Here is a 17764-nt window from a genome sequence, read left to right on the forward strand (position 1 = left end):
CCCACGCCTGCCGCCGGACCGCCGGCGGCAGGTCATCGCGTGACATGTCCTCGATCGCGAAGGGCCTGACGATGCAGCAGAAGGTCATCGGCCTGATCGGCGGGATGAGCTGGGAAAGCTCGGCCGAGTATTACCGCATCATCAACGAGACGGTGCGGGACCGCCTCGGGGGTTTGCGCTCGGCGCGCTGCCTGATGTGGTCGTTCGATTTCGGCGAGATCGAAGCCTTGCAGCATGCCGGCCGCTGGGACGAGGCGACGGCCGCGCTGATCGACGCCGCCCGGCGGCTGGAGCGGGGCGGGGCCGATATCGTGGTGATCTGCACCAACACCATGCACCGCATGGCCGACGCGGTGCAGGCGGCGATCGGCCTGCCCTTGCTGCACATCGCCGACCCGACCGCGGAGCGGATCCGCGCCGCCGGCCTGTCCCGAGTGGGCTTGCTCGGAACCGCCTTCACCATGGAGCAGGATTTCTACAAGGGCCGGCTCGCTGCGCGCCACAGCCTCGACGTACTGGTGCCCGAGGCCGAGGACCGGGCCGAGGTGCATCGGGTGATCTACGAGGAACTGGTCCGGGGCCGGGCGCTGCCGGCCTCGCGCGAGGCCTACCGGGCGGTCATCGCCCGGCTGGTCGCGCGGGGCGCGCAGGCCGTCATCCTCGGCTGCACAGAGATCATGCTGCTGGTGCGGCCGGAGGACAGCCCGGTGCCGCTCTTCGATACGACGGCGATCCATGCCGAGGCGGCGGTGGATTGGGCGCTGGCGGACGGCTAATTGCCGTTCACCAGCCGCCGGCTGAGCGCGTTGTGCCGCTCCGCCAGCCGCTCCGTCTCCAGCGTGAGCAACCGCCCGTCCCGCACCACGATCCGTCCGTTGACGACGCTCAAAGCCACGCCCGGCGGCGCACAGAACACCAGAGCCGCGACCGGGTCGTGCAGGGCGCCCGCGAGGCTGAGCCCCCGCAGGTCGAAGGCGACGCAATCGGCCGCCATGCCGGGCGCGAGCGCGCCGATATCGTCGCGCCCTAGCACCTTCGCCCCGCCCAGGGTCGCGATCTCCAGGGCCTGCCGAGCCGTCATGGCGGCTGGCCCATAGCCGACGCGGGCGAGCAGCATCGCCTGGCGCACCTCGCCCAGCAGGTGCCCGCCATCGTTCGAGGCCGAGCCGTCGACGCCGAGGCCGACCGGTACGCCCTCGCAGCGCATCCGCGGCACCGGGGCGATGCCGGAGGCGAGCCGCATGTTCGAGCACGGGCAATGCGCCACACCGGTCCCGGTGCGGGCAAACAGCCGGATGCCGTCCTCGTCGAGCTTGACGCAATGGGCGTGCCAGACATCCGGCCCGACCCAGCCGAGATCGGCGGCGTATTCGGCCGGTGTCTTCCCGAATCGCTCGCGGCTATACGTGACGTCGTCCTGGTTCTCGGCAAGGTGGGTGTGGAGCGAGACGCCGTAGGACCGGGCGAGCACGGCTGCATCGCGCATCAGGCCTTCGCTGACCGAGAAGGGCGAGCACGGCGCCACCACGATCCGGCGCATCGCGTAAGGCGTGGGGTCGTGCCAGGTCTCGATCAACCGGCGGGTGTCCGTGAGGATCGCGGCCTCGTCCTCCACCAGCGCATCGGGCGGCAGCCCGCCGGCGCTCTCGCCCACGCTCATCGCCCCGCGGGCGGCGTGGAAGCGCAGGCCGATCTCGTCGGCCGCTTCGATGCTGTCGTCGAGGCGGCAGCCGTTGGGATAGAGGTAGAGGTGATCGCTCGACGTGGTGCAGCCCGAGAGGATCAGCTCGGCCATCGCGGTTTGCGTCGAGACTCGCACCATCTCGGGCGTGAGCCGGGCCCAGATCGGATAGAGCGCCTTCAGCCAGCCGAACAGATCCGCGTCCTGCGCCTCCGGCACGGCGCGGGTAAGCGACTGGTACATGTGGTGATGGGTGTTGACGAGGCCGGGCAGCAGCACGTGGCCGGCGAGGTCGATCACCGTATCGGCGGTGTCGGGCACCGCCTCCGGCCCGCCGACCGCGACGATGCGGTTGTCCTCGACCAGCACGAAGCCGTGCTCGATCTCGCGCCGGCCCTCGTCCATGGTGACGAGGCGGTCGGCGTTGCGCAGGAGAAGCGTGGCCATGCGGGGGCTCCGGCGGGTCGGGACCGGCATGCTGGGCGCCGGGGAGGCCGCGGGTCAAGCGGCGCTTGACCAAGCGGCAGCCGTCGGGCACCCCGGGACGCCGAGACCGGAGATCCCGCCATGTCGAGCCACACCGCGTCGAGTCACGAGACCCCGCGCCTGACCACCCACGTGCTCGACACCGCCCGTGGCCGTCCGGCCGCCGGGGTGGCGGTGCAGCTCTGGCGCCTGGCCGGCGGCGCGCGGGAGGAGGTCGCCCGCACCCTCACCAACGCGGACGGGCGCTGCGACGCGCCGCTGCTCGCCGGGGAGGCCCTGGTGCCCGGCATCTACGAGCTGGTCTTCGCGGTCGGCGCCTATTTCGCGGGCGCGGGCGACGACGGTGCCGGCGACTTCCTCGACGAGGTGCCGGTGCGCTTCGTGGTCCGGTCCGGCCTGAGCCACTACCACGTGCCGCTGCTGATCGCGCCCTACTCCTACAGCACCTATCGCGGCAGCTGACGGATCATCCGGTTTCCGATTGATCGCTTCGCGATGCGGAAACCGGCTTCGCTCAGGTGCCGCGCGGGCTGGCTGATGCGGTTTCCGAACGGATCGTCCGGAAACCGCATCAGGCGCCCGGCTTCTGCCAGCCCCGGCGGCGCTCGGCCAGGCCGTGCTCGCGGTAATGGAGCAGCGGATTGATCCCCGCTCGCTCCACGTCGGGATTGGCCGAGAGGTAGCCCCTGGTGCTGAACTCGGCGGAGGGATCGCGCCCCTCGCGCCAGCCGAAATGCAGGTAATGCTCGAGGGGATCGCAGCCTTCGGCCGCGACATCCGGATTCTTGCCGAGATAGTAGATCGGGTCGAACCCGCCGACGAGGGCAGGTGCGTCGGCCTTGCGGCTCCATGGTGTGATGCGCCACAGCATCGGACGTCTCGAGGCTCCCTGGGACGAGGCCGAACGCCGCCGGTATTCCGCGACCTTGCGTTGCGTCGGTTGCCCAACGTCAGCAAAGCCGAATCCCGGTCCCGGCGCAAGTAGACCATAGCCGGCTGATCGACGGTTTTCCGCGGCACCCGGCGTCCGCGCGGGACGGCCCACGCGACGGGCCTCATCTCTGCCACAAGTTGCGGTCTCACTGGGCATGGGCGGCGGGGCGCGTTGCACAGGAGTTGACGATGGGACTCGTCATTCTCGACCCCCAATCGGGCCATCGCGTCGAAATCGGCATGGCATCCCCCGATCAGGGGACTGGTCCCGGAGGGACGAACAGGGCAGGTAGAGCCGACGCTCGGCCGGAAGGACTGCCCATGCCCCGATACTTCTTCAACACTCACATCGGCCAGGACGTCATCACCGATCTGAGCGGTGAAGAATTGCGTGATCCCGATCATGCCTGGGAGGCCTCGCGCGCGATCATCCGCTCGATGATGGACGACCCGAAGAACCAGGATCGGCTGCTTGCCGCGAGCCTGGTGGTGACCGACGAGGCCGGCGAGGTGGTGCTCGAATTCCCCTTCGCCGAGGCCCTGGCGGGGGACGCGCCCGAGGAGCCGTGGCACGGGACGCCGAACGCCCATTGAGGCCGTCGCGACACTGGACCACCCCTGCTCCGTGGCCGTGAGACCATGACAATCGTCCGCCGCGCCCTACATGCAGGGAGGGCGCCGGGGGCGGGCCGCACTCGGCGGCACGTTCGGCCCGGCGCCCTCCGAGGCCGCGGCTCGCCCGCGCCTCGCAAGAGGGATGACGTCATGGCGACCCAAGACAGCACCGCGCGCGGACAGGCCGAGACCCGCGCGGCGCGGGCCCAGATGCAGGCCGAGATGGCGGCGCAGGCCTGGTCCGACCTTGCCAATGCGGAGCGTAGCCGCGACGACAATACGGCTCGCCTCAAGGCCCTGCGCCTCGCCCGTGAGGCCGAGGATGAGGCCGCGGCAGCCTCCAAGGCCGCCGCGAAGGCCGCTCCCAAGACCGGCGCCAAAACCGTCACCAAGGCTGCCCCGAAGGCGCGGGCCAAGAAGAGCTGAAGGTTTGGAGCTGCAGATTTAGAGTTGCAGGTTTCTTGGCAGGGGACCCGTCGCGGCCCCGTGCATCCGGTGAGCGACACCGGTCCCTCGTGACTTCGAACGAGCCGGGCGATCCGTCCGCACGAGATCGGGGGCCGTGTTCCGCGCGCCGAAAGGGGCGGCCCGGGAGGGCCGCCCCTTTCGGCGCGCGACGCCATGCGCCCCGCCGGGCCCGCAAAGCCTAACAAGCGGTGCCGCCATCCGGCAGGCCGATAATGCCTCGTTTCCGGCCGCGCCGCTCGTGCCGGCGCGCTCGTGACCGGATCGTCGCACCCCGAATCCGGGCCGCGATCGACGGAAAGGAGGCCGATGACGCTCGGGGGCGCATCGGTCCGGCAAGAGCATTTTCCGACGAAGTGGAAACCGGTTCGTCGCAGAAAATGCGTCAAAACAAAGGCCTAGAGAGCTTCGCGATTGCAACGCGATCGTGAAGCGCCCTAAGCAGACTTGCGTTGGCAGGCCAACGCTTCGTCCGCTTAGATCCTTGTTTTATCGCAGATTTTTTCCGCAAAACCGGCGGCCACTTTTGCGAAATCTGCTTAGACCGGAGGCGTCACGGTTCCGCCCACGCAACGGGGCACGCAACACGCAGGCAATGCCCGCCTCCTATACGCCTCGCCACCGACGGCCGATCGCGGCTGCGAAAGTCCAGGCAGCAGGGGCAGGCACGATGCTCACCATCCTCCGGATCGTCACGGCCGCCGCCATCCTCGCCGGCGCGAGCCCTGCGAGGCCCGTCATGGCGGCGCATATCGTCCCGATCGACCGGGAGGGAGCGGCCGGGGCCGCGTCGCATCCAGGCGGCGCCTGCCCGCTGCGGGCCTGGCCTTACATCGGCTGACGACGCTACCGGATCGCGTCGTGTCCGACCCGCCCCCGAAGGTCGGGACCGCCGTTCCCGAGGGTGCCGAGCTGTTCCAGATCCGCAACGAGCGCATCGCCCGCACCGCCGAGGCGCAGCTGGAGGCGGATCTCGGCGCGACCCACGAGCGGTCAAGCGCCCTCGAAGGGCAGGTCGGCTCGCTCTCGGCCATCAAGAATCGCGGACCGGGGTGGGGGAGTGCCGCGACCGGATGATCGTGAATCCCTATACCGGGCACTATTCCCAGGACATCCGCCCGCTCGACACGTCGGCGATTGCCGGCGGGCTCTGGTCGCGCCTGGTCGGCCGAACGCGCGAGCGGCAACCTGAGCGTCAGCCGAGGAACCGGTTCGCGCGCAGCCGCGCCACGGCGAGGTCGACGAAGGTGCGCACCTTGGCCGGCGCCTGCCGCCCGTCGGGATGGACGACGTGGATGGGGAGCGGCGCCTCCTCGTATTCGGCGAGGGCGACCATCAGCCGGCCGTCGAGCAGGGCGGGCCCGACCTGGTAGGAGAGCGCCCGCGTCAGCCCCCAGCCCGCGAGCGCCGCCGCGATGCCGGCCTCGTTGGTGTTGCTCAGGAGGGCGGGCTGGACCGTCACGCGCTGATCCTGTCCGAAGCGCCACTCGGTCGAGGCCCAGGACCCGGTCGACATGGCGAGGCGGTGATGCTTCAGGTCCTGGGGCGTCGCCGGCATCCCGTGCGTCGCGAAATAGGAGGGAGCGCCGCAGACGACCCGGCGGACCGCGCCGACCCGGACGGCCGTGAAGCCGGAATCCGGTAGGTGGCCGATGCGGATCGCGACATCGATCCCTTCCTCGACGATGTTGACCTGCCGGTCGACGAACAGGGTCCGGGCGGTCATGGTCGGGTAGAGGTCGAGATACTCGGTCACGATCGGCAGGACGTGCATCCCGCCGAACAGGACCGAGGCGGTGACGGCGAGCGCGCCGGACGGCGTGGCGTAGGAGCCGGCGGCCGCGGCCTCCGCCTCGGCGATGTCGGCGAGGATGCGGCGGCAATCCTCATGGTAGCGGCCGCCCGCCTCGGTGAGCTTCACCGAACGCGTGGTGCGCACGAACAGCCGGGCGCCGATCGCCTCCTCCAGGGCCGCCACCGCCCGCGTCACCGCCGGCGGGCTCATGTGCAGCCGCCGCGCGGCCTCGGCGAAGCTCGCCGCCTCGGCGACCGTCGCGACGATGCGCATGGCCTGCAGGCGATCCATGGTTCCCCTCCTGGCCCTGCGGCGGCGACGCGCCGCCGTCGCAGGGCCGGTGATACGAGTACGATCGTCTCAGAATCCGAAATGGCTGAGGCCCGGATGGTCGTCCGGCCGGCGGCCGAGGGGCCAGTGGAACCGGCGCTCCTCCTCGCGGATCGGGTGCTCGTTGATGCTCGAATGCCGGGTGCGCATCAGGCCGTCCTCGGCGAATTCCCAGTTCTCGTTGCCGTAGGCGCGGAACCACTGGCCGCTGTCGTCGTGGTACTCGTAGGCGTAGCGCACCGCGATGCGGTTGCCGGAAAACGCCCAGATCTCCTTGATCAGGCGATAGTCGAGTTCGCGGTTCCACTTGCGGGTCAGGAAGGCCTCGACCTCCTGGCGCCCGGTGAGGAACTCGGCACGGTTCCGCCAGCGCGTGTCCGGGGTGTAGGCGAGGGCGACCTTGGCCGGATCGCGGCCGTTCCAGCCGTCCTCGGCGAGGCGGACCTTGTCGATGGCGCTCGCCTCGGTGAAGGGCGGCAGCGGGGGACGGGACATCGGATACTCCTCTAGGATTTTGCGGGATCGGGGCAACGTGACGGAGGACGGCGGCGGGGTCGATGGCCGCCGGGGCGAGACTCACAGGGCGAGATGGACGGGCCCGCTGCCCATGGCCGGGACGGCCGAGCAGATCAGGACCTCGTCCGCTGCGACCGCCGCCGCGGGTTCCTTGGCGTAGGTGACGGCGCCGGCAAGCAGCCGGGTCCTGCAGGTCCCGCAGGAGCCTTCCCGGCAGCTGAATTCGGGACTGAGGCCGCGGGCCTCGGCGAGGTCCAGCAGCATTCCGGATTCCGGCGTCCAGCGCGCCTCCTTGGAGGAATTCAGGAAAGCGACCGCGACCGGCTCCGCCGCGGCGGGCGGGCGCTCCGGCCTTGCGGCTGCCGCCGGCCCGCTGCGCACGAGCGAGGAGGGGCCGAACGCCTCGGCGTGGATGCGGTCGTCGGCGACGTTGAGGCCGCGCAGGGCGTCATAGAGTCCTTGCGTGAAGGCGGGCGGGCCGCAGAGATAGAAGTCGTCATCGCCGAACGGCAGGAGGCGGGCCAGCAGCGCCCTGTCGATCCGGCCGGCGACGTCGTAATCGACCCCCGCGACGGCGTCGCCGGGCTCGCTGAGCACCCGCACGAGCCGCACCGCGCCGCCGGAAGCGGCGGCGAGCTCGGCCAACTCGCGGGCGAAGGGCCGGTCCTCCCGGGACCGGGCGGCCTGGACCAGAACGGTCGGCCGGACGCGCCGGGTCCGCAGGCCCTCGTAGACGACGTGGCGCAGCATCGCGAGGAGCGGCGTGATGCCGACCCCGCCGGCGAGCAGAACGGCCGGGCGCCGGCCTTGCGCGTCGATGGTGAAGCCGCCGGCCGGGGCGCGGGCCTCGATCTCATCTCCCACCCGCAAGGTCTCGTGCAGGTGGCGGGACACCGCGCCGTCCCGCTTGACGCTGATCCGGTACGTCGCATCCGACGGCGCGACCGAGAGCGTGTAGGTGCGGATGACCGGCGTCTCCTGCCCGGGCAGCGTCACGCGGATCGGCAGGTGCTGCCCGGCCCGGTGCGGGACGAGCCCGGCCCCGTCCGCCGGCCGGAGATGGAAGGAGCGGATCGTCCGGCTCTCGTCGACGATCCGGGTGACGGTGAACGGGCGCCACCGCGTCGCGAGGTCGGCGGCACGGAGCCGGTCGGCGGCCTCACGCCAGTCGCCGGTCATCAGCGAATTGGGCGACCAGCCGTCCGGCCGGAAAGTCCAGCGCCGGGGCAGCGCGCCGCGCCGCCGCACCACCCGGCGCGGCCGGACCGTCCAGAGCCGCTCGGCACCCTGAAAGGCGGCGATCTCGGGTGAGGACAGGACGATTTCGGCGTCGCCCGTCAGCTGCAGCAGGTCGCCGGTCGCGAAATCTGCGAAGACCAGGCCGGCCTTGCCGTTGAGCAGGATGTTGCCCAAGGTCGCGAAGAACAGGTTGCCGGCGAAATCGGGAATCGTGAGCGTGCCGTCGGCGGCGACCCGCACGAAGCCGGCCTTGCCGCCGCGATGCGAGACGTCGACCTGACGGTGCCCGCCCTGCTCGGCGTAGGAGGCGACGAAGAAGGTGTCGGCGGCCGCGATCGTGGCGCGGGCCGCGTCGTCGAGGGCGCCGCTCTCCTCGACGTCGCTCGCGACGGCCCGCTGCGGATCACGGATCGCCGCGCCGTCGCGCAGCTGGATGTATTGCGGGCAATTGCCGAAGCTCTGCTCGACCTCGACTCGCAGGAGGCCCTCCGCCGATCCGCGGATGACGCCGTTCACCCGGTTGCGGCGGCGGGTGTGCAGCTCGATGCCGAGGAGACCGATCGCCTCGCCCTCGCGCAAGCCCAAGCTCGCCGGGTCGCCCGGATCGGGCCGCGCCGCGATGGTGAGCGCCCTCGGGCTCGGCGCGGCGACGAAACCCGGCGCACCGGCGATCAGCGTCGCCCAGGCGTCGCCCTGCGGGTCGACACTACCGGCGACGAGGAACGGGAGCTGCGCGAAGAAGGCGCGGTGCTGCTCCGGCATGAAGTCCCGCACCACCCGCCGGCCGACCTCCGCCATCCGCGCGGCGACGCCGACCTGCTCCTGGATGGCCGTCTCGCCCGGATGCCAGGGCGAAGCCTGGGGGGCGGAAGGCCCCGTCATCGTCGAACCATCGCTCATCATGCATCTCCCGTCCGGTTCGGTCGGGCGCAGCCTGACGGCGCGCCCGGACAGGTGGGGTCAGGCGGCGCTGAGGCCGGCCGGGGTCTCCGCGAAGGGGAGGAAGCCCGGCAGGGCCTCGATCCGGCGCAAGTACGCGACGACGTTCCGATAGTCCGACAGGTCGACGTTACCCTCGGGGGCCCGCGCCAGATAGCTGTAGAGCGCGACATCCGCGATCGTCGGATGCCCGCCCACCAGCCAGTCGCGGCCGGTCAGGTGCGCCTCCAGGCGCCGCAGCAGGGTATGGGCCCGTCCGATCACCTCCTCGGGGCGGAAATCGGCGCCGAACACCGTGACGAGCCGGGCGGCGGCGGGGCCGTAGGCCAGCTCGCCGGCGGCGACCGACAGCCAGCGCTGCACGGCGGCCGCGGCCTCTGCGTTCTCCGGCAGCCAGTCGGTCCGGCCGAGCTTCTTCGCCACGTAGACCAGGATGGCGTTCGAATCCGCGATGACGATGCCGTCGTCGTCGAGCACCGGCACCTGGCCGAAGGGGTTGAGGGCCAGGAAGTCGGGCCGCTTGTGCGCCCCCGCCCTCAAATCGACCTCGATCGCCTTGTGCGGCACGCCGAGCAGCGCGAGGAACAGCCGGGCCCGGTGGGCATGGCCCGAGAGCGGGTGGTGATAGAGCTTCATGATCGCGGATCCTCGTTTCCGTGGCCCGGCCTTGCCCGAACCGCCCCCGTACCATGCGGGGATCGGGCGCCATCGAGAATGCGCGCATTCGGCAGTTCATCATTCCGGATTCTGGAATAATAACTGTTTGCTTCTCCACACTGCTCAGGGCTGTTCGGGGAAAGAACAGGCGTGGGTTTCCCCTCTCCCCGCGGGCGGGGAGAGGGCTGCGAACCCCTTGTCGGGTTCGCAGCAAGCCCGCAGGGCGAGGGTGAGGGGGGTGTCTCCGGATGAGACTCTTCCGGCACCGCCCCCTCACCCTCGCTCCGGCTTTCGCCTGCGCTCGCTTCATCGACGACAAGGTCGATGAAGTCCTCTCCCCGCCCGCGGGGAGAGGGGAAAACACGCGCCTCATCTTTTAACGGGCAGGCTTTTGATGCGCGGAGCGTCCCAGGGCGATTGACGCAGATCAAGGCTCCAGACCCGCGCCACCGGCACATCGGGTTCGTCCCGCATCCGCGCCTGGAGCGAACCGATCCAGCCATGTCCGCCAGTCCCGCACCCAAATACATGACCGAAGGGGAGGCGGGCCTGTGCGCCGCCTTGGGCCTTGCCGCCCTCCTGTGCCTGATCGCCTCGGCCAAGGCGGTCGATCCGGCTTACGGTCTGCATACCGGCCTGTTTTCCCTGGCGGCGGTCGCCGGCATCGTGGCGATCCTGCGCCGCTACGCCGCCCGCGACCCCGAGCCGATCCCGCAGGAGATCGGCGGCAAGCCGAACTACAACCTGGGTCCGGTGAAGTTCGCCGCCATCGCCGCGATGGGATGGGGCCTTGCCGGGTTCCTGGTCGGCTGCATCATCGCCTTCCAGCTCTGGGCGCCCTCGCTCAATCTCGGGCTCGAATACACCACCTTCGGGCGCCTGCGCCCGCTGCACACCTCGGCGGTGATCTTCGCCTTCGGCGGCAACGTCCTGATCGCGACCTCGCTCTACGTGGTGCAGCGGACCTGCCGGGTGCGGCTCGCGGGCGATCTCGCGCCGTGGTTCGTGGTGCTCGGCTACAACCTGTTCATCGTCGTGGCCGGCACCGGCTACCTGATGGGCGTGACCCAGTCGAAGGAATATGCCGAGCCGGAATGGTACGCCGACCTCTGGCTGACGGTGGTCTGGGTCGTCTACCTCGTCGTCTTCCTCGCCACCCTCGCGAAGAGGCGCGAGCCGCACATCTTCGTGGCGAACTGGTTCTACCTCGCCTTCATCGTCACCATCGCGATGCTGCACGTCGTCAACAACCTCAGCCTGCCGGTGACCGTGTTCGGCTCGAAGTCGTACCCGATCTTCTCCGGCGTGCAGGACGCGCTGGTGCAGTGGTGGTACGGCCACAACGCCGTCGGCTTCTTCCTCACCGCCGGCTTCCTCGCCATCATGTACTACTTCATCCCGAAGCGGGCCGGGCGGCCGATCTATTCCTACCGGCTGTCGATCATCCACTTCTGGGCCCTGATCTTCATGTATATCTGGGCCGGCCCGCACCATCTGCACTACACCGCGCTGCCGGACTGGGCCCAGACGCTCGGCATGACCTTCTCGATCATGCTGTGGATGCCGTCCTGGGGCGGGATGATCAACGGCCTGATGACGCTCTCGGGCGCCTGGGACAAGCTTCGCACCGATCCGATCCTGCGCCTGATGGTCGTGTCGCTGGCCTTCTACGGCATGGCGACCTTCGAGGGGCCGATGATGTCGATCAAGGCGGTCAACGCGCTCAGCCACTACACCGACTGGACCATCGGCCACGTCCATTCCGGCGCCCTCGGCTGGGTCGCCTACGTGTCCTTCGGCGCCTTGTACTGCCTGGTGCCGTGGCTGTGGAACCGCCGCGAGGTCTATTCGCTCCGCCTCGTCGAGTGGCACTTCTGGGTCTCGACGCTCGGCATCGTCCTCTACATCACCGCGATGTGGGTCGCCGGGATCATGCAGGGCCTGATGTGGCGGGCCACTAACAGCTTCGGCTTCCTCGAATATTCCTTCGTCGAGACCGTCGAGGCGATGCAGCCCTACTACCTCGTGCGGGCGCTCGGCGGCGTCTTGTTCCTGATCGGCGCGCTGATCATGGCCTACAACCTCGCCATGACGATCCTCGGCCGCGAGGCGGGCGAGCGGAATTCCGTCGCCAACGCCGCCCTGGTCCCGGCCGAGTGATCTCCCGGGCCCGCCCGCCGGCGGGCCCCGTCACCTCATCGCAAGCGAAAGCACCCCGGCCATGGCCATCGCCCAGCCCGGCCTCTGGAAGAGGCATGAATTCTTCGAGAAGAACTCGATCCTGCTGCTGATCGGCATCCTGATCGTCGTCGCCATCGGCGGCCTGATCGAGATCGTCCCGCTGTTCTACCTGAAGAGCACCATCGAGGCGGCGGCGGGCGTGCGGCCCTACACGCCGCTGGAACTGGCCGGCCGCAACATCTACGTGCGCGAGGGCTGCTATCTCTGCCACAGCCAGATGGTGCGGCCGATGCGCGACGAGGTCGAGCGCTACGGCCATTTCTCCCTCGCCGCCGAATCCATGTACGACCACCCGTTCCAGTGGGGCTCGAAGCGCACCGGGCCCGACCTCGCCCGGGTCGGGGAGAAGTATTCCGACGCCTGGCACCGCGAGCACCTGAAGGACCCGCGCGCCGTCGTCCCCGGCTCGATCATGCCGGCCTACGGCTTCCTCGACCGGCCCCTCGACGCCGAGGCGATCGCCGACGACCTGACGGCGAATGCCAGGCTCGGCGTGCCCTACGGCCCGGAGATGATCCTGCGGGCGGGAAGCGATCTCGCCGCCCAGCTCGACCCCGAGGGCGCGGATGCGGGTCTCCGACAGCGCTACCCCGGCGCCGTCCTGCACGCCCCCGGCGAGAAGGGCCGCGTCACCGAGCTCGACGCCCTCGTCGCCTACCTCCAGGTGCTCGGCACGATGGTCGACTTCAAGCTCTACGACGACAAGAAGAACCTGAGGTGATGCCCGTGACCTACGACCTCGCCTCCCGCTTCGCCCAGACGAGCGGCCTTCTCTACTTCGTCGCCTTGTTTGCCGGAGCCACCCTCTACGCGCTCTGGCCGCGCAACCAGGGCCGGTTCGACGCCGCCGCCCGCCTGCCCCTCGACGAGGAGTGAGCCTCGTGACCGACACCAAGACCTCCCATCCCGAGACCACCGGCCACGAGTGGGACGGCATCGCCGAGTACAACAACCCGCTGCCGCGCTGGTGGCTGTATTCGCTCTACGCCACGATCGTCTGGGCCTTCGGCTACTGGATCGCCTATCCGGCCTGGCCGCTGGTCTTCGACCACACGCGCGGCCTCCTCGGCTACTCGTCCCGCGCCGCGGTGCTGGCCGATGTGGCCACGACCCGGGCGGCCCGCGCGGTTTTGGGCCAGGACAAGCTCGCATCCGCCGATCTCGCGGCGATCGAGGCCGATCCGACCCTGCTGCCGCTGGCCCTCGCCACCGGCAAGGCGGCCTTCGGCGACAATTGCGCCGCCTGCCACGGCACCGCCGCGACCGGCCGGGCCGGCTACCCCAACCTCCAGGACGACGACTGGCTCTGGGGCGGGGGTCTCGAGACGATCGCCGAGACGATCCGCGTCGGCATCCGCTCCGGCCACGCCGACACCCGCACGGGCGAGATGCCGGCCTTCGGCCGCGACGGAATCCTGAAGCGCGACGAGGTCGAGACGGTGGCGAACTACGTCCTGTCCCTGTCCGGCAAGGCCTTCGCGCCGGCTCTCAGCCTGGAGAAGGGCGCCGCGCTCTTTGCCCAGAACTGCGCCGCCTGCCACGGCGAGCAGGGCAAGGGCAATCCGGAGATGGGCGCCCCCAACCTCACCGACGCGGTCTGGCTCTACGGCGCCGCGCCGCAGGAGGTGGTGGCGACGATCCAGGGCGGCCGCAAGGGCGTGATGCCGACCTGGGAGGGGAGGCTGGACCCTGCCACCATCAAGTCGCTGGCGGTTTACGTCCATGGGCTCGGGGGTGGGAAGTAGCGGGGCTCTACCCGCGGACACGCCGCTCCTCGAGTTTTCCCCCGTGCCTGGTCTTGGAACTCTGCGGTAGCTTGATCAGCACGGTCCGCGGTGCGGCAGCAACGGCAGAGAGCATGAACCCTCCCCCGTAGAGGCTATCGGATTCACAATTCTCCCTCCACTTTGGCCCTTCAGGCTGCGTTGCAGAGGGCGTAGGTCCAGGGCGGTGGCAGAGCGAAGCGAGGTTTTGTTGTGTCTCGCCGACGGCGGGACGTTGCCAAAGCCTGTTCGCGCCAGAGCGCCCGGCGCACGCTGGCCAGCGCATCCGAGAAGGTAGGTCGAGCTTTCGGATACCAGGCGGCCTGCGCCGCCTTGCGCTCGCGGGCCCGGAGTCGCGCGGCCAGTAGGGTGACGATTGAGAACAGGGCGAGCAGGCAGGGGGTAGTGCGGGTGATCGCCTTGTCCGACCACTGGCGCTGGGTCTCGACGCCCAGGTGGGCGCGGGTCTCCTGGAAGGTGACCTCGACGCTCCAGCGCCGCACGAACCACGTCAGGATCTGTTCGGGATCACGGGCCAGGTCGGTACACAGCAAGGCCTGGGGTGAGAAGCGCTCCTCGGGATCGCGGATCAGCACCCAGTGGACCGGCACCGCCGGCAGGCCGGTATGCCACCAGACGGCCGTGTCGCTGGCGACCTCGATCGTGCGCTCGCCGGTCCCGTACCAGCCCGCCACGGTGAGCCGATGCCACCGGGTCTCCTCGGCCGTGAGAACCTGCGCCAGGCTCGGGCGCCGCGCGCCCTTGATGCGCGGACGTCCGACCGTGCCGGGCCGGCGAGGCGGAGCCGGATCGTAGAGGGCCGCATCGAGGCGCAAGCGGGTGATGACCGTCACGCCGCGGTGGCTCAGGGCGGCCAGGAAGGCAAGCGCCGCAAAGCTGCTGTCGGCTACCAGCACGAGGTCGCGCCCCGGCAGCCAGCGGCGCGCCTGGAGGACGAGTTGGCGCCCGACCGCGAGCAGAGGCTTGTGCCGGTGGCCCTGCTCGCGGCAGGCGCGCTCGGAGGGCACGAGGGCGGTGAGGAAGGGCAACGCCCAGACCCGCTGGGCAAAGGGGATCGGGGCCAGCAGCATCAGGCCGAGCCAGCGCAGGCCGCTGGTCTTGACGAAGTGGCTGCCGGAGGAGCGGACCGGATCACGATAGATGCCGCGGGCCCTGATGCGCTTGCCCCAGCGCCGCTCGATCGTGTCGTCGAGGCCCAGCACCACCGGGCCGCGCGGCGCGAACGCCGTGATCAGGTGTCCGAGCAGGATGCGGGCGCCGGCGTGAGGCGACCAGGCGGCGCGGTTGAGGACGCGGTGGAAGTTGACGAAGCGACGCTCATGGGCACGGCCCATGATCCGCAGCAAGCTGGCGACCGTGCGCCGGCCCGGAGCCAGGATGGCGCCCAGGAGCAGGATCCGGGCGTGGCACCAGGAGCGGTGGACGAACAGCGGCGCGAAGGCCAGGATGATCCCGGCGAAGCGGGCGGGCAGGTCCGGCATGACGGTGTCTCTTGCTCGAAACAGCGCCAGCCTACCCGTTACGCCCGCTTCGTCACCCCACCTCCACTCAGCCTGCCGACCCGCCAAAAATGGCCAAAGTCGAGCTGAGGGCTAACTCATTGAAAATTGAGGCGCCTCCCCTCCCCCTTGTGGGGAGGGGCTAGGGGTGGGGGTGGTGCCGGATCGAGCGCGGCGGTGCCGCCTGCACCACCCCCACCCCCAAACCCCTCCCCACAAGGGGGAGGGGAGGTGCTCTCCCATCAAAGGAGAAAGTGCTCCGACCGAGATGTGTGAATGCGATAGCCCGCAGAGGGGGGGAGGGTTCTGGCGCGGCGATCGTCACTCCCGCACTCGATCAGCCATCCGTGTCGTATACTATGCTGCAAATAGACTTAGTTTGAATTGCCCGCCCAGGACAGCCTCGACCCGATCGGCACCGGATTCATCGTGCAGCAGGCATGGCAAAGCCGAAGCATGCAGGACGAAGCCATCCGCCATGGCATTATTCGCCCGCCGCTTCGGCGCGCCGATCTGCGATCAGTTCGTCGGCCAGGCTGACGTCATCCGGTACGAGCTGCCGCATCAATCGGCGGGCGTTGGCGATCGCGGCGTTGCGTGAATGAACCCGCAATTCGCCGTCGACCAACTCGATGACGACGGTATCACCGACGTTGAAACCCAGTTCACGACGAAAGCTTTCTGGAATAACCAGCTTGCCCCCGTCCACGATCTTGGCCACCTGGGATGTCATGGCATCACCATCAGATTTGCACCGAACGGCAGTCTAGAGCACTTCACGATCGCGTTGCAATCGCGAAGCTCTCTAGGTCTTTGGTTTTGCCACATTTTCTGCGACGAACCGGTATCCACTTCGTCGGAAAATGCTTTAGTACCGAAACGTGCCTGGCGCATCAGGGGCGAACGGGTCGTGCCATCGCCTGCCCGAATGACGGTGTTCGTCGTCCAGACCCGGGTTGTGGGCGCCCAGGCCGCCCCGCCGATTGCGCGAGATCAATGCCCGGAGCCGCTTGCCGGCCGAAGACATCGAGCGCCCGTTCCCGGGCGGCTGGACAAGCGGCGATGGCCTCGACGGAACCCGTGCGGACGATCCAAACCACCACCTCGGCCAGGTCCCGCACGACCCTGATCGAGGGCCGCACCAAGAAGTTCGGCCAGGCGGCGACCCGGCGAATGGTGTCGGCGCCGAACGGCGCGCTCTACGAGGCGCGGCGCAAGATCCAGCCGCAAGCCGTGCGCGGGCGCTTCCGTACCGCGAAGTGGATCATCCTGGCGGTCACCCTCGCCATCTACTACATCGTGCCGTTCCTGCGCTGGGACCGCGGCCCGGGCGCGCCGTCGCAGGCGGTGCTGATCGACCTCGACCGGGGCCGGTTCTACGTCTTCTTCATCGAGCTGTGGCCGCAGGAGGTCACCTACGTCATGGGCCTGCTGATCCTGGCGGCCCTGATCCTGTTCCTGATGAACGCGGTCGCCGGCCGGATCTGGTGCGGCTATCTCTGCCCGCAGACGGTGTGGACCGACCTCTTCCTCGCGGTCGAGCGCCTGGTCGAGGGCGACCGCCGGGCGCGGCTCAAGCTCGACGCCGCGCCGTGGTCGATCGAGAAGGTCGCGTTGCGCACCATGAAGCATGCGATCTGGCTCCTGATCGCGTGGTGGACCGGCGGCGCCTGGGTGCTCTACTTCGCCGACGCGCCGACGCTGGTGCACCGGCTCGCGACCTTCCAGGCCCCGCCCCAGGCCGTCTTCGCCATCCTGACGCTGACCGCGACGACCTACGTGCTCGCCGGCCACATGCGCGAGCAGGTCTGCACCTACATGTGCCCCTGGCCGCGCATCCAGGGCTCGCTCACCGACGAGCACTCGCTCAACATCCTCTACCGGGTCGATCGCGGCGAGCCGCGTGCCTCGGTCAAGCGGTCGCGAGCCCTGCGCGCCGCCGGGCAGCCGGCCGGCGACTGCGTCGATTGCTTCGCCTGCGTCACCGCCTGCCCGGCGGGGATCGACATCCGCGACGGGCTCCAGATGCCCTGCATCCAGTGCGGCCTCTGCGCCGATGCCTGCGACGCCGTCATGGTGAAGCTCGGGCGCCCGACCGGCCTCATCGCCTACGACACAGAAGCGAATTGCCGGCGCCGGGCCGCGGGCCAGCCGCCGGTCCGGAAGATCCTGCGCCCGCGCACCATCGCCTACGGGCTGCTGGTGGCCGGCATCGGCGGCTTCATGCTGACCACGCTCGCGACCCGCAGCTTCACCGGCGTGAACGTCCTCCACGACCGCAACCCGCTCTTCGTCACGCTCTCGGAGGGCGGCATCCGCAACGGCTACACGGTGCGGGTCATCAACAAGCGCCCGTTCGCGCGCGACCTGACCCTCGCCGTCGAAGGCCTGCCCGGCGCCCGCACCGACATCGTGGGCGCGCCGGAGGGGGAGATCGCGGTGCCGGCCGACGCGACGCGGGAGATCCGCGTCCTCGTCTTCGCGCCCCCCGGCACCGCCGGCTCGATTCCGCTGACCTTCCGCCTCGCCGATCCGGTCTCGGGCGAGACCGCGCTGGCGCAGGACCACTTCAAGGCGCCCTGAC

Annotated in this window: 19 protein-coding genes; 11 read left to right on the forward strand and 8 right to left on the reverse strand. The window is 69.8% G+C overall.

Going from position 1 to position 17764, the window contains the following annotated elements; all coding sequences use genetic code 11:
- Positions 1 to 44: 44 nt before the first annotated feature.
- On the forward strand, positions 45 to 776 hold the full coding sequence (locus HBB12_RS04025; RefSeq protein ID WP_236988175.1) for an aspartate/glutamate racemase family protein: 732 nt from the start codon (positions 45 to 47) through the stop codon (positions 774 to 776).
- Here the strand turns inward: HBB12_RS04025 and HBB12_RS04030 are convergent.
- A complete protein-coding gene (locus HBB12_RS04030; RefSeq protein WP_236988176.1) occupies positions 773 to 2128 on the reverse strand; it encodes an 8-oxoguanine deaminase in 1356 nt (451 codons plus the stop codon). The genes HBB12_RS04025 and HBB12_RS04030 overlap by 4 nt on opposite strands.
- Before the next feature lie 120 nt (positions 2129 to 2248).
- Between HBB12_RS04030 and uraH the strand changes: the two genes are divergently transcribed.
- The gene (gene uraH, locus HBB12_RS04035; protein ID WP_236988177.1) at positions 2249 to 2629 is read left to right on the forward strand and encodes a hydroxyisourate hydrolase; all 381 of its coding nucleotides are present in this window, start codon (positions 2249 to 2251) and stop codon (positions 2627 to 2629) included.
- 109 nt (positions 2630 to 2738) lie between these two features.
- Here uraH and HBB12_RS04040 read toward each other — a convergent pair whose 3' ends face one another.
- The gene (locus tag HBB12_RS04040; RefSeq protein WP_336886927.1) at positions 2739 to 3038 is read right to left on the reverse strand and encodes a hypothetical protein; all 300 of its coding nucleotides are present in this window, start codon (positions 3036 to 3038) and stop codon (positions 2739 to 2741) included.
- A 383-nt stretch (positions 3039 to 3421) separates the two neighbouring features.
- Between HBB12_RS04040 and HBB12_RS04045 the strand changes: the two genes are divergently transcribed.
- The 4 genes from HBB12_RS04045 (at position 3422) to HBB12_RS04060 (ending at position 5257) form a co-directional block, all read left to right on the forward strand.
- Positions 3422 to 3694, forward strand: a complete 273-nt coding sequence (locus HBB12_RS04045; protein ID WP_236988178.1) for a DUF6894 family protein — start codon at positions 3422 to 3424, stop codon at positions 3692 to 3694.
- A 171-nt stretch (positions 3695 to 3865) separates the two neighbouring features.
- On the forward strand, positions 3866 to 4141 hold the full coding sequence (locus HBB12_RS04050; protein ID WP_236988180.1) for a hypothetical protein: 276 nt from the start codon (positions 3866 to 3868) through the stop codon (positions 4139 to 4141).
- Between the two features lie 709 nt (positions 4142 to 4850).
- Positions 4851 to 5021: a hypothetical protein gene (locus HBB12_RS04055; protein ID WP_236988181.1), complete on the forward strand. Its 171-nt coding sequence runs from the start codon at positions 4851 to 4853 to the stop codon at positions 5019 to 5021.
- Between the two features lie 20 nt (positions 5022 to 5041).
- Positions 5042 to 5257: a hypothetical protein gene (locus HBB12_RS04060; RefSeq protein ID WP_236988182.1), complete on the forward strand. Its 216-nt coding sequence runs from the start codon at positions 5042 to 5044 to the stop codon at positions 5255 to 5257.
- 118 nt (positions 5258 to 5375) lie between these two features.
- On the opposite strand, the gene HBB12_RS04065 is transcribed toward HBB12_RS04060, so the two are convergent.
- The 4 genes from HBB12_RS04065 to HBB12_RS04080 form a co-directional block, all read right to left on the reverse strand.
- A complete protein-coding gene (locus HBB12_RS04065; protein ID WP_236988183.1) occupies positions 5376 to 6266 on the reverse strand; it encodes a LysR family transcriptional regulator in 891 nt (296 codons plus the stop codon).
- 69 nt (positions 6267 to 6335) lie between these two features.
- Positions 6336 to 6800, reverse strand: a complete 465-nt coding sequence (locus tag HBB12_RS04070) for a nuclear transport factor 2 family protein (protein ID WP_236988184.1) — start codon at positions 6798 to 6800, stop codon at positions 6336 to 6338.
- 81 nt (positions 6801 to 6881) lie between these two features.
- Positions 6882 to 8960, reverse strand: a complete 2079-nt coding sequence (locus tag HBB12_RS04075) for a 2Fe-2S iron-sulfur cluster-binding protein (protein WP_236988185.1) — start codon at positions 8958 to 8960, stop codon at positions 6882 to 6884.
- 60 nt (positions 8961 to 9020) lie between these two features.
- Positions 9021 to 9635, reverse strand: coding sequence for a glutathione S-transferase family protein (locus tag HBB12_RS04080; protein ID WP_236988186.1), 615 nt, complete (start codon positions 9633 to 9635; stop codon positions 9021 to 9023).
- Between the two features lie 522 nt (positions 9636 to 10157).
- Between HBB12_RS04080 and ccoN the strand changes: the two genes are divergently transcribed.
- From ccoN to ccoP, 4 genes are all read left to right on the forward strand, one after another.
- Complete coding sequence (gene ccoN / locus HBB12_RS04085) at positions 10158 to 11816, forward strand: cytochrome-c oxidase, cbb3-type subunit I (RefSeq protein ID WP_442919224.1); 1659 nt, start codon at positions 10158 to 10160, stop codon at positions 11814 to 11816.
- Between the two features lie 61 nt (positions 11817 to 11877).
- Positions 11878 to 12618: a cytochrome-c oxidase, cbb3-type subunit II gene (gene ccoO / locus HBB12_RS04090; protein WP_236988187.1), complete on the forward strand. Its 741-nt coding sequence runs from the start codon at positions 11878 to 11880 to the stop codon at positions 12616 to 12618.
- Positions 12618 to 12773, forward strand: coding sequence for a cbb3-type cytochrome c oxidase subunit 3 (locus tag HBB12_RS04095; RefSeq protein ID WP_428913983.1), 156 nt, complete (start codon positions 12618 to 12620; stop codon positions 12771 to 12773). The genes ccoO and HBB12_RS04095 overlap by 1 nt, the downstream gene beginning before the upstream one ends.
- 5 nt (positions 12774 to 12778) lie before the next feature.
- Complete coding sequence (ccoP, locus tag HBB12_RS04100; protein WP_236988188.1) at positions 12779 to 13642, forward strand: cytochrome-c oxidase, cbb3-type subunit III; 864 nt, start codon at positions 12779 to 12781, stop codon at positions 13640 to 13642.
- Positions 13643 to 13812: 170 nt separating this feature from the next.
- Here ccoP and HBB12_RS04105 read toward each other — a convergent pair whose 3' ends face one another.
- Both HBB12_RS04105 and HBB12_RS04110 read right to left on the reverse strand, forming a co-directional pair.
- On the reverse strand, positions 13813 to 15162 hold the full coding sequence (locus HBB12_RS04105; RefSeq protein WP_236988189.1) for an IS701 family transposase: 1350 nt from the start codon (positions 15160 to 15162) through the stop codon (positions 13813 to 13815).
- Positions 15163 to 15664: 502 nt separating this feature from the next.
- Positions 15665 to 15901 carry an AbrB/MazE/SpoVT family DNA-binding domain-containing protein gene (locus tag HBB12_RS04110; protein WP_236988190.1) on the reverse strand — a complete coding sequence of 79 codons (237 nt, stop codon included), beginning with the start codon at positions 15899 to 15901 and terminating at the stop codon, positions 15665 to 15667.
- A gap of 452 nt (positions 15902 to 16353) precedes the next feature.
- Between HBB12_RS04110 and ccoG the strand changes: the two genes are divergently transcribed.
- Positions 16354 to 17763 carry a cytochrome c oxidase accessory protein CcoG gene (gene ccoG / locus HBB12_RS04115; protein ID WP_236992655.1) on the forward strand — a complete coding sequence of 470 codons (1410 nt, stop codon included), beginning with the start codon at positions 16354 to 16356 and terminating at the stop codon, positions 17761 to 17763.
- Position 17764: the final 1 nt, after the last annotated feature.

Source organism: Methylobacterium sp. SyP6R (genome assembly GCF_019216885.1).
Lineage (GTDB): Bacteria > Pseudomonadota > Alphaproteobacteria > Rhizobiales > Beijerinckiaceae > Methylobacterium.

What these genes read in the sequence shown, in the direction of transcription:
- HBB12_RS04025 (WP_236988175.1), top strand. Translation starts at nt 45, where the DNA reads ATGTCCTCGATCGCGAAGGGCCTGACGATGCAGCAGAAGGTCATCGGC.
- HBB12_RS04105 (WP_236988189.1), bottom strand. Translation starts at nt 15,162, where the DNA reads ATGCCGGACCTGCCCGCCCGCTTCGCCGGGATCATCCTGGCCTTCGCG.
- HBB12_RS04075 (WP_236988185.1), bottom strand. Translation starts at nt 8,960, where the DNA reads ATGAGCGATGGTTCGACGATGACGGGGCCTTCCGCCCCCCAGGCTTCG.
- HBB12_RS04055 (WP_236988181.1), top strand. Translation starts at nt 4,851, where the DNA reads ATGCTCACCATCCTCCGGATCGTCACGGCCGCCGCCATCCTCGCCGGC.
- ccoO (WP_236988187.1), top strand. Translation starts at nt 11,878, where the DNA reads ATGGCCATCGCCCAGCCCGGCCTCTGGAAGAGGCATGAATTCTTCGAG.
- HBB12_RS04040 (WP_336886927.1), bottom strand. Translation starts at nt 3,038, where the DNA reads ATGCTGTGGCGCATCACACCATGGAGCCGCAAGGCCGACGCACCTGCC.
- HBB12_RS04070 (WP_236988184.1), bottom strand. Translation starts at nt 6,800, where the DNA reads ATGTCCCGTCCCCCGCTGCCGCCCTTCACCGAGGCGAGCGCCATCGAC.
- ccoG (WP_236992655.1), top strand. Translation starts at nt 16,354, where the DNA reads ATGGTGTCGGCGCCGAACGGCGCGCTCTACGAGGCGCGGCGCAAGATC.
- HBB12_RS04050 (WP_236988180.1), top strand. Translation starts at nt 3,866, where the DNA reads ATGGCGACCCAAGACAGCACCGCGCGCGGACAGGCCGAGACCCGCGCG.
- uraH (WP_236988177.1), top strand. Translation starts at nt 2,249, where the DNA reads ATGTCGAGCCACACCGCGTCGAGTCACGAGACCCCGCGCCTGACCACC.
- HBB12_RS04095 (WP_428913983.1), top strand. Translation starts at nt 12,618, where the DNA reads ATGCCCGTGACCTACGACCTCGCCTCCCGCTTCGCCCAGACGAGCGGC.
- HBB12_RS04030 (WP_236988176.1), bottom strand. Translation starts at nt 2,128, where the DNA reads ATGGCCACGCTTCTCCTGCGCAACGCCGACCGCCTCGTCACCATGGAC.
- HBB12_RS04065 (WP_236988183.1), bottom strand. Translation starts at nt 6,266, where the DNA reads ATGGATCGCCTGCAGGCCATGCGCATCGTCGCGACGGTCGCCGAGGCG.
- ccoN (WP_442919224.1), top strand. Translation starts at nt 10,158, where the DNA reads ATGTCCGCCAGTCCCGCACCCAAATACATGACCGAAGGGGAGGCGGGC.
- HBB12_RS04080 (WP_236988186.1), bottom strand. Translation starts at nt 9,635, where the DNA reads ATGAAGCTCTATCACCACCCGCTCTCGGGCCATGCCCACCGGGCCCGG.
- HBB12_RS04045 (WP_236988178.1), top strand. Translation starts at nt 3,422, where the DNA reads ATGCCCCGATACTTCTTCAACACTCACATCGGCCAGGACGTCATCACC.